At 68.4% G+C, this 12,366-nt stretch carries 12 protein-coding genes and 1 pseudogene; 7 read left to right on the forward strand and 6 right to left on the reverse strand.

Going from position 1 to position 12,366, the window contains the following annotated elements; all coding sequences use genetic code 11:
* The first annotated feature begins 110 nt into the window (after positions 1–110).
* Together BA022_RS13150 and BA022_RS13155 are read left to right on the forward strand one after the other, a co-directional pair.
* Positions 111–1,594 (forward strand): annotated as a pseudogene (locus BA022_RS13150) (FAD-linked oxidase C-terminal domain-containing protein).
* Between the two features lie 92 nt (positions 1,595–1,686).
* Positions 1,687–2,142 carry a hypothetical protein gene (locus BA022_RS13155; protein WP_012655460.1) on the forward strand — a complete coding sequence of 152 codons (456 nt, stop codon included), beginning with the start codon at positions 1,687–1,689 and terminating at the stop codon, positions 2,140–2,142.
* Positions 2,143–2,201: 59 nt separating this feature from the next.
* Here the strand turns inward: BA022_RS13155 and BA022_RS13160 are convergent, their stop codons facing one another.
* From BA022_RS13160 to BA022_RS13170, 3 genes are all read right to left on the reverse strand, one after another.
* Positions 2,202–3,548, reverse strand: coding sequence for a DUF445 domain-containing protein (locus tag BA022_RS13160; protein ID WP_371814840.1), 1,347 nt, complete (start codon positions 3,546–3,548; stop codon positions 2,202–2,204).
* An 82-nt stretch (positions 3,549–3,630) separates the two neighbouring features.
* Positions 3,631–4,767, reverse strand: coding sequence for an aminotransferase class V-fold PLP-dependent enzyme (locus BA022_RS13165; RefSeq protein ID WP_012655458.1), 1,137 nt, complete (start codon positions 4,765–4,767; stop codon positions 3,631–3,633).
* Between the two features lie 38 nt (positions 4,768–4,805).
* Positions 4,806–5,522: a YggS family pyridoxal phosphate-dependent enzyme gene (locus tag BA022_RS13170; protein ID WP_088887771.1), complete on the reverse strand. Its 717-nt coding sequence runs from the start codon at positions 5,520–5,522 to the stop codon at positions 4,806–4,808.
* A 39-nt stretch (positions 5,523–5,561) separates the two neighbouring features.
* Here BA022_RS13170 and BA022_RS13175 point away from each other — a divergent pair, with 39 nt between their 5' ends.
* The 4 genes from BA022_RS13175 (at position 5,562) to BA022_RS13190 (ending at position 9,488) form a co-directional block, all read left to right on the forward strand.
* On the forward strand, positions 5,562–6,605 hold the full coding sequence (locus BA022_RS13175; RefSeq protein WP_011803881.1) for a type IV pilus twitching motility protein PilT: 1,044 nt from the start codon (positions 5,562–5,564) through the stop codon (positions 6,603–6,605).
* A gap of 76 nt (positions 6,606–6,681) precedes the next feature.
* The gene (locus BA022_RS13180) at positions 6,682–7,311 is read left to right on the forward strand and encodes a Crp/Fnr family transcriptional regulator (RefSeq protein WP_088887772.1); all 630 of its coding nucleotides are present in this window, start codon (positions 6,682–6,684) and stop codon (positions 7,309–7,311) included.
* 46 nt (positions 7,312–7,357) lie between these two features.
* Positions 7,358–8,494 (forward strand): PilT/PilU family type 4a pilus ATPase, encoded by a 1,137-nt coding sequence (locus BA022_RS13185; protein ID WP_012655455.1) that lies wholly within the window; start codon positions 7,358–7,360, stop codon positions 8,492–8,494.
* 64 nt (positions 8,495–8,558) lie between these two features.
* Entirely contained in the window at positions 8,559–9,488 is a 930-nt protein-coding gene (locus BA022_RS13190) for an NAD(P)-dependent oxidoreductase (protein WP_012655454.1), read from the forward strand.
* A 97-nt stretch (positions 9,489–9,585) separates the two neighbouring features.
* On the opposite strand, the gene BA022_RS13195 is transcribed toward BA022_RS13190, so the two are convergent.
* From BA022_RS13195 to BA022_RS13205, 3 genes are read right to left on the reverse strand one after another with little or no spacing between them, the layout of a single operon-like run.
* Positions 9,586–10,260 carry a BON domain-containing protein gene (locus tag BA022_RS13195; RefSeq protein WP_012655453.1) on the reverse strand — a complete coding sequence of 225 codons (675 nt, stop codon included), beginning with the start codon at positions 10,258–10,260 and terminating at the stop codon, positions 9,586–9,588.
* Positions 10,257–10,850, reverse strand: a complete 594-nt coding sequence (locus BA022_RS13200; RefSeq protein ID WP_088887773.1) for an SIS domain-containing protein — start codon at positions 10,848–10,850, stop codon at positions 10,257–10,259. The genes BA022_RS13195 and BA022_RS13200 overlap by 4 nt, the downstream gene beginning before the upstream one ends.
* 58 nt (positions 10,851–10,908) lie before the next feature.
* Entirely contained in the window at positions 10,909–11,307 is a 399-nt protein-coding gene (locus tag BA022_RS13205; RefSeq protein WP_088887774.1) for a YraN family protein, read from the reverse strand.
* On the opposite strand from BA022_RS13205, the gene rsmI reads away from it, so the two are divergent.
* Positions 11,307–12,245, forward strand: coding sequence for a 16S rRNA (cytidine(1402)-2'-O)-methyltransferase (gene rsmI, locus BA022_RS13210; RefSeq protein ID WP_162844514.1), 939 nt, complete (start codon positions 11,307–11,309; stop codon positions 12,243–12,245). The genes BA022_RS13205 and rsmI overlap by 1 nt on opposite strands.
* Positions 12,246–12,366: the final 121 nt, after the last annotated feature.

Below are 12,366 nucleotides of genomic sequence, written 5' to 3' on the forward strand. Positions count from 1 at the left end.
CCATCAAGCGCCAGTAGCTATTAATAACGCAGCAATTGGCGCAACACGGCTCACGCCCGCCTGCAAGAAAACTCACGCCGCGCGCGCACGCCATGGCCTACAGTCACGCCATGCCCAGCCCCACATCCACCGAACGCGCCCAGCGCCAGGCCGAGGTCGTGCAGGCCCTGTCGGCCTGCGTGCCACAGCATGCGCTGCTCTGGCAGCCCGAGGACACCACGCCTTACGAATGCGACGGCCTCACGGCCTACCGCCAGCGCCCGCTGGTCGTGTGCCTGCCCGAGACGGAAGGCGAAGTGCAGGCCGTGCTGAAGACCTGCCACCGCCTGGGCGTGCCCGTGGTGGCGCGCGGCGCTGGGACGGGCCTGTCGGGCGGCGCCATGCCGCATGCCATGGGCGTGACGCTGTCGCTGGCCAAGTTCAACCGCATCCTGGACCTGGACCCGGTCGCCCGCACGGCGCGCGTGCAGTGCGGCGTGCGCAACCTGGCCATCAGCGAGGCCGCCGCGCCCTACAACCTGTATTACGCCCCTGACCCCAGCAGCCAGATCGCCTGCACCATCGGCGGCAACGTGGCCGAGAACTCCGGCGGCGTGCACTGCCTGAAGTACGGCCTGACGGTGCACAACGTGCTGCGCGTGCGCGGCTACACCATGGAGGGCGAGCCCATCACCTTCGGAGCCGAGGCGCTGGACGCGCCCGGCTACGACCTGCTGGCCGCCGTGATCGGCAGCGAGGGCATGCTGGCCGTGGCATTGGAGGTCACCGTCAAGCTGGTGCCCAAGCCGCAGCTGGCGCGCTGCATCATGGCCAGCTTTGACGACGTGCGCAAAGCCGGCGACGCCGTGGCCGCGGTGATCGCCGCCGGCATCATCCCCGCCGGCCTGGAAATGATGGACAAGCCCATGACCGCCGCCGTGGAGGACTTCGTCAAGGCCGGCTACGACCTGACGGCCGAGGCCATCCTGCTGTGCGAGTCCGACGGCACGCCCGAGGAGGTGGAGGAAGAGATCGCGCGCATGAGCGAAGTGCTGCGCGGCTCGGGCGCCACGGCCATCTCGGTCAGCACCAGCGAGGAAGAGCGCATGCGCTTTGGAGCGGGCGCAAGAACGCCTTCCCCGCCAGCGGCCGCATCAGTCCCGACTACATGTGCATGGACTCCACCATCCCGAGGAAGCGCCTGGCGGACATCCTGCTCGCCATCCAGGAGATGGAGAAGAAATACCAGCTGCGCTGCTGCAACGTGTTCCACGCGGGCGACGGCAACCTGCACCCGCTGATCCTGTTCGATGCCAACGACCCCGACCAGCTCCACCGCTGCGAGCTGTTCGGCGCCGACATTCTGGAAACCAGCGTGGCCATGGGCGGCACCGTGACGGGCGAGCACGGCGTGGGGGTGGAAAAGCTCAACTCCATGTGCGCGCAGTTCACCGTGGAGGAGAACGCGCAGATGTTCGCGCTCAAGGAGGCGTTCGACCCGCAGGGCCTGCTCAACCCCGGCAAGGTGATCCCGACGCTGAACCGCTGCGCCGAGTACGGCAAGATGCTGGTGCGCAACGGCAAGATGAGCCACGCCAACCTGCCGCGCTTCTGACGGCCACCACGCGCGCTCGCGCCCTGGGCTGACAGCGCGGCGCGCAACGAGGTGCCAGCATGGCGCTTTTACCCCTGACAAGGAGGTGCGCCATGCCCGTGTTGTCCCCGTTCCCGTTTCGACTTCCCCGCCGTCTGGCGCCGCTGGGTCTGTGTGCCCTGCTGGCCAGCGGCGCCAGCGCCGTGCAGGCGCAGGCCGACAGCGCGCCCCGCCCGGCCGTGCTGCCGCCCGTGCAGACGGCCGGCGCGCTGCACTACCAGTGCGGCGGCATCGGCACGGACGAATCCACCGCCATGCGCGCAGCCATGAAGGACTACCCCCTGTCGCTGCTGTTCGCGCGAGCGGATGGCGCCTACGAGGCCAACGTCGACGTGCGCATCACCCCGCAAGGCGGGGGCGACGCGATGCAACTGCGCGCCGGCGGCCCCGTGTGCCTGCTGCAACTGCCTGCGGGCAGCTACCGTGTGGAGGTACAGGGCGCCGGCCAGAACCACAGCCGCACCGTGCAAGTGGGCCGGGCGCCGCAAACGCTGGATTTTCGGTTCTAAGCAAAATCGGGTCTTAGCGCTTATCCAGTAAGCGCTAGCAGCTACCAATTAGATAGCACTCACAGCCCAGCCACCGCCGCCCACAACGCACCCGCATGCGAGACGGCGAACAGCAGCAGCCCGATGCAGCCGCCCACCACGGTGCCGTTGATGCGGATGTACTGCAGGTCGCTGCCGATGTGCAGTTCCACCAGCCGCGCCATCTCCTGCGCGTCCCAGCGCTGCACCGTGGCGCGGATGTGTTCGGCCACCGACTGCGCCACATCGGGCGCAAAGGTGGCGGCCCACAGTTCCAGGCGCACGTTCAGGCGCACGCGCAGCGCCGCATCACCCGCGAGCGACAGCCCCAGCCACTGCCCCATGTCGGCCACGCGCGCGGACAATGCCGAGTCTTCGTTCATCAGATCGTCGCGCAGCTTCTGGCGCAGGTCGCTCCACAGATCGCGCACATAGCGGCCCAGCACTTCGTCGTTCTGCAGGTAACCGCGCACCTCGTCGCCGCGGCGCGCCCAATCGGGGTCGGTCTGCAGGCGGGCGATGAGGCGCTGCACGGCGCCGTCCAGCGCCTCGCGCAGCTCGTGCTGCGGGTCCTCGGCCACCGCCTTGAGCAGGGTGTCCACGGCGTGCGTGATGGCCGAGGCGCCCTTGCCCGAGAGCCAGTCGGTGGGCAGCACCTTCTGCTTGAGCGGATGCTCACGCTTGATCCACTGCAGCAGCGTGTCGGCCACGAAGGCGCGCGTGTCCTCGGATCGCACCATGCCGCCCAGGCGCTCCAGCAGGTCGTCCAGCAGCGCCTGGTGCCGGCCTTGGTAGGTGAGCGCGCCCAGCGCCGACGCCATGGAGCGCGACAGGTCGATCTTGCCCACCAGCGTGCGCGCGGCCTGGCTCAGGAAGGCCTGGATCTTCGCGTCCTCCACCGTGTCCAGCGCGGTCAGCGCCAGCCTGGCCACCTGCCTGCCCAGCAGGCGCGCGTTGGCTGGTGCCGTGAGCCACTGCGCCAGCATGTTGGCCGGATCGTGGCGGCGGATCATGGTCACGAGCGAAGGCGCGTCCAGGAATTTGTCGCGCACGAACACCGCCAGGTTGCCGCCGATGCGGTCCTTGTTGCGCGCAATGATGTCGGTGTGGCGCTGCACCAGCGGCAGCGGGATGCGCCGAAACAGCGCCGACACCGCAAACCAGTCGGCCAGGGCGCCCACCATGGCAGCCTCCGCCACGGCGCGCACGCAGGCCACGCCCAGACTGGGTGGAAAGAAATAGGTCAGCGCAAAGACGACGACCACTGCCAGCAGCAGGCCGGTGGCCTGGCGCTTGGCCCGGGACAGCTGGGAGGCACGGCCCGCGAGCGCGGCCGGCTCGGCCGAAGCCGCGGCCTGCGCACCAGGCTCCAGGGGGGACGCATGCATGCGGGAAAGCATAGCCGCGCACCGCGGCCCACGCCACCCCGCGGTTGTAGGAGATGGACGCTTTTGCGCCGCCGGCCAGCAGTCAGCGCGCTGGCGCGACCTGGTCCAGCGCCGCGGCCAGGTGGCCCACCGTGCGGTCCACGTTGTGCCACTTCTCCAGGCCGAACAAGCCCAGGCGGAAGGTCTGGAAGTCCGCACCCTCGCCGCATTGCAGCGGCACGCCCGAGGCGGTCTGCAGCCCCGCCTCGGCGAACTTCTTGCCGCTCTGGATGCCGGGATCGGTGGTGTAGCTCACCACCACGCCCGGTGCCTCGTAGCCCGCAGCCGCCACACTGGGAAAGCCCCGCGCCTGCAGCAGCGCGCGCACCTTGGCGCCGAGTGCGATCTGCTCGTCGCGCACCTTGGCAAAGCCGTAGTCGCGCGTTTCCAGCATCACGTCGCGCAGGCGCACCAGCGCATCGGTGGGCATGGTGGTGTGGTAGGCGTGCTGGCCCTTCTCGTAGCCCTCGGCGATCTGCATCCACTTCTTGAGGTCGCACGAGAAGCTGGAGCTCTGCGTCTGCTCGATCGCCTCGCGCGCGCGGGCCGACAGCATCACCATGGCGCAGCAGGGCGAGCCGCTCCAGCCCTTTTGCGGCGCGGAGATCAGCACGTCCACACCGGTCTTTTCCATGTCCACCCACATGGCGCCGGAGGCCACGCAGTCCAGCACGAACAGCGCGCCCACCTCGTGCGCGGCGTCGCTCACGGTGCGCAGGTAATCGTCGGGCAGCAGGATGCCACTGGCCGTCTCCACATGCGGGGCGAAGACCACCTTCGGCCGCTCGGCGCGGATGGCGGCGGCCACCTCGCTCGCCGGGCAGGGCACCCATGGCGCCTGTGGACCGTCGCCCTGGCGGCGCGCCTGGCAGACCACGGCACCACCGCCCAGCCCGCCGGCGTCGAAGATCTGGCTCCAGCGGTAGCTGAACCAACCGTTGCGCACGATGAGCACCTTCTCGCGGTTGGCGAACTGGCGTGCCACGGCCTCCATGCCGAAGGTGCCGCTGCCGGGCACGAGCACCGCCGTGTGCGCGCGGTAGACCTCCTTGAGCGTCGCCAGGATGTCTTGCATCACGCCCACGAAGCGGCGCGACATGTGGTTGAGCGCACGGTCGGTATAGACCACCGAGAATTCGAGCAGGCCATCGGGATCGACATCGGGCAGCAAACCGGGCATGAGGGAATCTCCGTCAAAACTAGATGACGGCCAGCTTATCAGGCCGGGTAGTGGCGCGCACCGAAGATGCCGCTGCCCACGCGCACCATGGTGCTGCCGGCGCGCACCGCGGCCTCCAGGTCGCCGGTCATGCCCAGCGACAGGGTATCGACCGCCTCGAACCCCGGGCCGCCCTGCGCGCGCAGGGTGTCGAACACCTGGCGCACGCGCAGCAGCACGGCCAGTTGCGCGGCCTCGTCGGGCGCCGGGTCGGGGATGCTCATGACGCCGCGCAGCGTGAGCCGCGGCAGCGCTGCCACCGCCTGGGCCAGCGCCAATGCCTCCTCGGCCGGCACACCGGCCTTGGTGGCGCCACCATCCACGTTCACCTGGATACAGACCTGCAGCGCGGGCAGGTTGTCGGGACGTTGGTCGGACAGACGCTGCGCCGTCTTGGGGCGGTCCACCGTGTGCACCCAGTCGAAGTGCTGGGCCACCAGGCGGGTCTTGTTGCTCTGCACCGGGCCGATGCAGTGCCACTCCAGCGGCTGCGGCAGCCCGAGCGCCGCCACCAGAGCCATCTTTTCCACGGCTTCCTGAATGTAGTTTTCGCCAAACCGCCGCTGGCCCGCCAATGCCGCGTCACGCACGGCCTCGGGGCCGAAGGTCTTGGAAACCGCCAGCAGCGCCACGGCATCGGGTGGCCTGCCGGCAGCCGCGCAGGCGCACGCGATGCGCTCCCGCACATTCTGGAGGTTGCTGGCAATCGTCGTCATAATGTTCGCCCAAGCGTATCAAACGATAAGAGGGAATCCGTGGACATCACCCAATTGCTCGCCTTCAGCGTGAAGAACAAGGCGTCCGACCTGCACCTTTCCGCCGGCCTGCCGCCCATGATCCGGGTCCACGGGGACGTACGCCGCATCAACGTCGATGCACTGGACCACAAGACCGTCCACGCCATGGTGTACGACATCATGAGCGACGCCCAGCGCAAGACCTACGAAGAGTTCCTGGAAGTGGACTTTTCCTTCGAGATCGACGGCCTGGCGCGCTTTCGCGTCAACGCGTTCAACCAGAACCGCGGCGCGGCTGCGGTGTTCCGTACCATTCCGAGCAAGATCCTGACGCTGGAGCAGCTCAACGCGCCCAAGATCTTTGCCGACCTGGCGCTCAAGCCGCGCGGCCTGGTGCTGGTGACGGGCCCCACAGGTTCGGGCAAGTCCACCACCCTGGCGGCCATGGTCAACTACCTCAACGAAAGCGAGTACGGCCACATCCTCACGGTGGAAGACCCGATCGAGTTCGTGCACGAGTCCAAGAAGTGCCTGATCAACCAGCGTGAAGTCGGCCCGATGACGCTGTCGTTCGCGGCCGCGCTGAAGTCCGCCCTGCGCGAAGACCCGGACGCCATCCTGGTGGGCGAAATGCGCGACCTGGAAACCATCCGCCTGGCCATGACCGCCGCGGAAACGGGCCACCTGGTGTTCGGCACGCTGCACACGTCCAGCGCCGCCAAGACCATCGACCGGATCATCGACGTCTTCCCCGCCGAGGAAAAGGAAATGGTGCGCGCGATGTTGTCGGAGTCGCTGCAGGCCGTGATCTCGCAGACGCTGTGCAAGACCAAGGACGGTTCTGGCCGCGTGGCGGCGCACGAGATCATGCTGGGCACCAGCGCCATCCGCAACCTGATCCGCGAGGCCAAGGTGGCGCAGATGTACTCCACCATCCAGACCAGCAACAGCGTGGGCATGCAGACGCTGGACCAGAACCTCTCTGACCTGGTGCGCCGCAACATCATCAGCCCGGCCGAGGCGCGCAGCAAGGCCAAGATTCCCGAGAACTTCCCCGGCTGACCCCCCTCCAAGGCGGGCCCGCATACTTTTTCACTACCAGGCTCGTTGGTACACGAGCCCGCATCGGAGCCCCATCATGAAAGGCATTCTCGGCCTGCTCAAGTCCAAAAACCGCAAGTCCGGCGAGGAGAGCACCGACTCTGTGTTCTTCACCACCGCATTTGCCGGCCAGGGCGTGGAGCAATCACAACTGGTCCCCTGGGAGGCGCGCGCCATCGAAGTCGATGCCAAGCGCCTGCCCCAAAGCCGTGGTGGCAGGCTGCTGCAATCGCTGTGGAGCAAGGACAAGTACATGGCGCACCTGGACCACGACGCCGTGGAACGCATGGAGCGCTTCTTCGAGTTCGCCTCCGTTGCGCCCAACCGCGACCTGATCCGCCAGGACGAATACGGCAACTTCATGGTCGTGCTGCTCACGGGCACCATCGCCGTGGACCGTGTCCAGCCCTGGGGAGAGCAACTGCGCCTGGCCGAGACGCGGCCCGGCGATATCCTGGGCGAGATGTCGCTGCTGGACAGCGGCATCCGTTTTTCGGCGTGCACCACGCTCACGGAATGCGAGATCGCGGTGCTCAGCGCCGAGGCGCTGGATGAGATGATGGCCCACGACCCGCAACTGGCCGCCAGCCTGGTGGCCCTGCTGGCGCGCAAGCTGTCGCAGCGCCTGCGCGTGGTGAGCGCGCGTCTGAGTGAAAATCAACGCTGAACAGCCCGGCACAACAACACAAGGCTGACGACCAAGGGGGTATGGGATGGAACGGGATCAGGCGAGTAAATTCATCAACGATCTGCTCAAGCTGATGGTCAGCCGCGGGGGGAGCGACCTTTTCATCACGGCGGAGTTTCCGCCGGCGATCAAGGTCGACGGCAAGGTCACCAAGGTCTCTCCCCAGCCTCTGACGCCCAACCACACGCTCACGCTGGCGCGCGCCATCATGAGCGACAAGCAGGTGGCCGACTTCGAGCGCACCAAGGAGTGCAACTTTGCCATCTCGCCTGCGGGCGTGGGCCGGTTCCGCGTGAACGCCTTCGTACAGCAGGGCCGCGTGGGCATGGTGCTGCGGACGATTCCGCTCACGCTGCCCACCATCGACGGCCTGGGCGTTCCGCAGGTGCTCAAGGAAGTCACCATGACCAAGCGCGGACTGTGCATCCTGGTCGGCGCGACGGGCTCGGGCAAGTCCACCACGCTGGCCGCCATGCTGGACTGGCGCAACGAGAACTCCTTCGGCCACATCATCACGGTGGAAGACCCAGTGGAATTCGTGCATCCGCACAAGAACTGCGTGATCACGCAGCGCGAGGTGGGCCTGGACACCGACAGTTGGGAGGCAGCCCTCAAGAACACCCTGCGCCAGGCGCCGGACGTGATCCTGATGGGCGAAATCCGCGACCGCGAGACCATGGAGCACGCCGTGGCGTTTGCCGAAACCGGCCACCTGTGCCTGGCCACGCTGCACGCCAACAGCGCCAACCAGGCACTGGACCGGATCATCAACTTCTTCCCCGAGGAGCGGCGCGCCCAGTTGCTGATGGACCTGTCGCTGAACCTCAAGGCACTGATCTCGCAGCGCCTGATTCCCAAACAGGACGGCAAGGGGCGCGCGGCCGCCGTCGAGGTGATGCTGAACACGCCGCTGATCGCCGACCTCATCTTCAAGGGCGAGGTGGCCGAGATCAAGGAAATCATGAAGAAGAGCCGCAACCTGGGCATGCAGACCTTCGACCAGGCACTGTTCGACCTGTTCGAGGCCAACGTGATCAGCTATGAGGATGCCCTGCGCAACGCCGACTCGGTGAACGATCTGCGCCTGCAGATCAAGCTCAGCAGCCAGCGTGCCAAGACGACGGACCTAGCCTCGGGCACAGAGCATTTTGCCATCGTCTGATACCCACACACTCGCCCCACCCGGCCCGCCCCTGCGGGCCTCTCTTTTTGACGGAGCCCAACCCATGAGCAGCAGCATCAATCCCCGCACCTACGATCCGGTCCCCGCACGCCGCGTGGCCTTCCTGGGCTTGGGCGTCATGGGCTACCCGATGGCGGGGCACTTGGCATCGGCGGGCCATACCGTGACGGTGTACAACCGTACCGCTACGAAATCAGAAGCATGGTGCGCTGAATTCAAGGGCGTTGCAACCGTAAAACATGCCAAGACGCCGCGCGAGGCCGCACAAGGCGCGGACATCGTGTTTTGCTGCGTGGGCAATGACGACGACCTGCGCTCCGTGGTGCTCGGGGCCGACGGCGCGTTCGCCGGCATGCAGCAGGGTGCGGTCTTCGTGGACCACACCACGGCATCCGCGGCGGTGGCGCGCGAACTCTATGGCGCCGCCCGCACGCTGGGCCTGCAGTTCATCGACGCGCCGGTCTCCGGCGGGCAGGCCGGCGCGCAAAACGGGCAACTGACCGTGATGTGCGGCGGCGACGCTGCGGCCTTCGATGCCGTACGCCCCACGGCGATGGCCTTCTCGCGCGCGTTCACCCGCATTGGCGACAGCGGCGCCGGCCAACTGGCCAAGATGGTCAACCAGATCTGCATTGCCGGCCTGGTGCAAGGTCTGTCCGAGGCGATTGCCTTCGGCCAGCACGCGGGCCTGGACATGCCGCTGGTGCTCGACGTGATCGGCAAGGGCGCTGCCCAGAGCTGGCAGATGGACAACCGCGGCAAGACCATGGTGGAGGGCCGTTTTGACTTCGGCTTTGCCGTGGACTGGATGCGCAAGGACCTGGGCCTGGTGCTCGACGAAGCCAAGCGCAACGGTGCGCGCCTGCCGGTCACGGCGCTGGTGGACCAGTTCTATGCCGACGTGCAGCGCGCCGGCGGCAACCGCTGGGACACGTCCAGCCTGATCACCCGCCTGGCGCCCAAAAAAGACTGAGGCCCCAGGCGCACTGCCCGCGCAGGGCGGGCAGTGGTTCAATCACCTGTCACAAGGCGCGGATGGTGCCGACTTGTTCGGCGCGAGCAGCCCGTGCTCAGGGCTTGACTGGCTGCGCCGCCGCGGCGGGGTCCTGCGAGACGGGCGCGGGCTGCTGCGCCGCGCCACCGCGGATCAGCTCCTCTTCGGAGATCACCTCGAACACGCGCACGACCTTGCGTACGCCATCCACGCCGCGCGCGATCTCCGCGGAGCGCTTGGCTTCGCGCTGCGTGACACGGCCCATCAGGTACACCACGTCGCGCTCGGTGACGACCTTGAACGCATTGGCAGACAGGTCCTTGGCGTCCACGAGGCTCGCGCGCACCTTGGTCGAGATGAAGGCGTCGCGCGAGCGCTGCGTCAGCGAGGACGCGGGCATCACGCCCAGGTCGTTGACCACCGAGCGCACGTTGTCCACGCCTTGCGCGATCTGCTCCACCTTCTGGCCGTCGGCGGCCGTGGGCACTTCGCCCGTCAGCAGCACCTGGCGGTTGTAGCTGGTCACGTTCACGTGCACGCGGTCGCCCAGGGTCTCACGGATGCGGCTGGCGGTGCGCATCTCGATGCCTTCGTCCTCCACCTGGGTGCCGGTGGTGCGCCGGTCGGTCGCCATCAGGGTGCCGACCACGGCACCGCCGCCGATGACCAGCGGCGCGCAGCCGGCGAGGCTGCCGGCCAGGGCCGCGGCCGCGAGCGCCGCGCTAGAAATTCGCAGCAGGGGAAATGTCATAGAGGAATCTCCTGTTCTCCAAGTAACTGGGCGTCCACGCCGTCGCACAGGCAGTGCAGCACCAGCGCATGCACCTCGCGCACACGGGCGGCTCGGTCGTGCGGCACGCAGATCTGGACATCGGTCTCGTGCAGCAACGCGCCCAACGCCCCGCCGTCGCGGCCACACAGGGCGACCACGGTCATGTCCCGCTCATGGGCGGCCTGCACGGCCTGCAGCAGGGCTGGCTCGTTGCCGCCGATGGTGATGACCAGCAGCAGATCTCCTGCCTGCCCCAGGGCGCGCACCTGGCGCGCCAGCACGGCGCTGTCCGCTACGGTGCTGGTGCCGGTGGCCAGGGTATCGGGCAGCAGGGCCAGCGCCGCCAGTTCGGGCCGGTCGCGCTCGAAACCGGCCACGCAAAAGGCCGCGAACTGCAGGGCCTGCGCGGACGAAGGGCCGCTACCGCAGGCCAGCACCTTGGCGCCGTTGGTCACACAGGCCCAAATGGCCTGCACGGCTGCGCTGATGGGATGGCTGAGCGCCTGGGCCGACTGGTATTTCAGGTCGGCGCTGTCGATGAAATGCTGTTGGATGCGTTGCTCAAGCATGGGCCGTGAATGATACCTGCGGGTATCGCGGCGCCTGTAGCAAACGGTAGGCCGCGCGCTACGCGGCGTCGAATGCGCCGCGCAGCCACTGCAGCCGGTCGCCCTCGATGAGCACCGCATCGAAGCGGCACGGCGGCGGTGCGGGCCAGCGCAGCAGGTAGTGCTGCGCAGCAAAGACGATGCGCCGCTGCTTGGCCACGCCGATGCTGCCGCCCGCGCCGCCGTAGCCGCTGGCGCCGCGGCTGCGCACCTCCACGAACACCAGCGTGCCGTCACGCTCGCGCAGGATCAGGTCGATCTCTCCGCCGCCGCGCCCCGGCGTCCGATAATTGCGCTCCACCAGCGCCAGGCCCGCCGCCGTGAGATGGGCCAGCGCGCGGTCTTCCCCCGCCTGCCCCGCGGCGCGCGTGGTGCGCGCGGGCGCACTGCCATTCACCTTCTTGCCGAGGAATCCCATTGAGCGCCTCTTTTGCCTCTGCCTTGAGCGCCGCGCGCGATGCGGCGGCCGCGCAGCATTATCCGCAGGGCGCCCTGTACGTGGTCGCCACGCCCATCGGCAACCTGGCCGACATCACACTGCGTGCGCTGCACGTGCTGCAACTGGCCGACACGCTGGCGTGCGAGGACACGCGCCACACCCAGTCGCTGCTGCGCGCCTACGGCATCGACAAGCCCTCCGACCGCCTGCTGGCGCTGCACCAGCACAACGAGGCGCAGGCCGCGCAGATGGTGGTGCAGCAACTGCAGGCCGGCCAGCGCGTGGCATACGTGAGCGACGCCGGCACGCCCGGGGTGAGTGATCCCGGCGCGCGCCTGGTGGCGGCCGTGCAGGCCGCGGGGCTGCGCTGCATTCCCTTGCCAGGGGCCAGCAGCGTGACGAGCGCGCTGAGCGTCGCGGGCGCGGTGGCCCCCACCGCCGACAGCGGCGGCTTCCTGTTCGCGGGCTTTCTGCCGCCCAAGGGCGCCGAACGCGCGGCCGCGGTGCAGCGCCTGGCAGCCGAGCCGCGCTGCGTGGTACTGCTGGAGGCGCCGCACCGCATCGCTGCGCTGGCCGACACACTGGCGGACCTGGGCGAGCGGCCGGTGACGCTCGCACGCGAACTCACCAAGCAGTTCGAGGAAGTCTCCACGCATCCCGCGCGGGAGCTGGCCGCGTGGCTGGCCGGCGCTCCCCAGCGGGTCAAGGGCGAGTTCGTGGTGCTGCTGCACCCGTTGGCGGCCACGCAGGGCGACGGCGCGGAGGCCGAGCGCGTGCTGCGCCTGCTGCTGGACGAGCTGCCGACCAAGACCGCGGTGAAACTGGCGGCCGACATCGCGCACGCCTCGCGCAACACGCTGTACGAGCGCGCGCTGCAGATCAAGCGGGACGCAGAGACTGCGGGCGAACACGGCTGAATCGCGCCGGCGCCCCGGTGCCGGCAGCGCCAGCGCCCCATCCGACCGGCATGCACGGGCACGGCGCCGCTGCATGGTCGGCGCGGGCACGCCCTTCATTTCAAGCCCAATTGACCTCCAG

This window comes from Diaphorobacter nitroreducens, from assembly GCF_002214645.1.
GTDB lineage: Bacteria > Pseudomonadota > Gammaproteobacteria > Burkholderiales > Burkholderiaceae_C > Diaphorobacter > Diaphorobacter nitroreducens.

Bases quoted from the DNA above. Each gene is read 5' to 3' on its own strand.
- BA022_RS13190 (WP_012655454.1), top strand. From the start codon at position 8,559: ATGAGCAGCAGCATCAATCCCCGCACCTACGATCCGGTCCCCGCACGC.
- BA022_RS13205 (WP_088887774.1), bottom strand. From the start codon at position 11,307: ATGGGATTCCTCGGCAAGAAGGTGAATGGCAGTGCGCCCGCGCGCACC.
- BA022_RS13185 (WP_012655455.1), top strand. From the start codon at position 7,358: ATGGAACGGGATCAGGCGAGTAAATTCATCAACGATCTGCTCAAGCTG.
- BA022_RS13160 (WP_371814840.1), bottom strand. From the start codon at position 3,548: ATGCATGCGTCCCCCCTGGAGCCTGGTGCGCAGGCCGCGGCTTCGGCC.
- BA022_RS13165 (WP_012655458.1), bottom strand. From the start codon at position 4,767: ATGCCCGGTTTGCTGCCCGATGTCGATCCCGATGGCCTGCTCGAATTC.
- BA022_RS13170 (WP_088887771.1), bottom strand. From the start codon at position 5,522: ATGACGACGATTGCCAGCAACCTCCAGAATGTGCGGGAGCGCATCGCG.
- BA022_RS13195 (WP_012655453.1), bottom strand. From the start codon at position 10,260: ATGACATTTCCCCTGCTGCGAATTTCTAGCGCGGCGCTCGCGGCCGCG.
- BA022_RS13180 (WP_088887772.1), top strand. From the start codon at position 6,682: ATGAAAGGCATTCTCGGCCTGCTCAAGTCCAAAAACCGCAAGTCCGGC.
- BA022_RS13155 (WP_012655460.1), top strand. From the start codon at position 1,687: ATGCCCGTGTTGTCCCCGTTCCCGTTTCGACTTCCCCGCCGTCTGGCG.
- BA022_RS13200 (WP_088887773.1), bottom strand. From the start codon at position 10,850: ATGCTTGAGCAACGCATCCAACAGCATTTCATCGACAGCGCCGACCTG.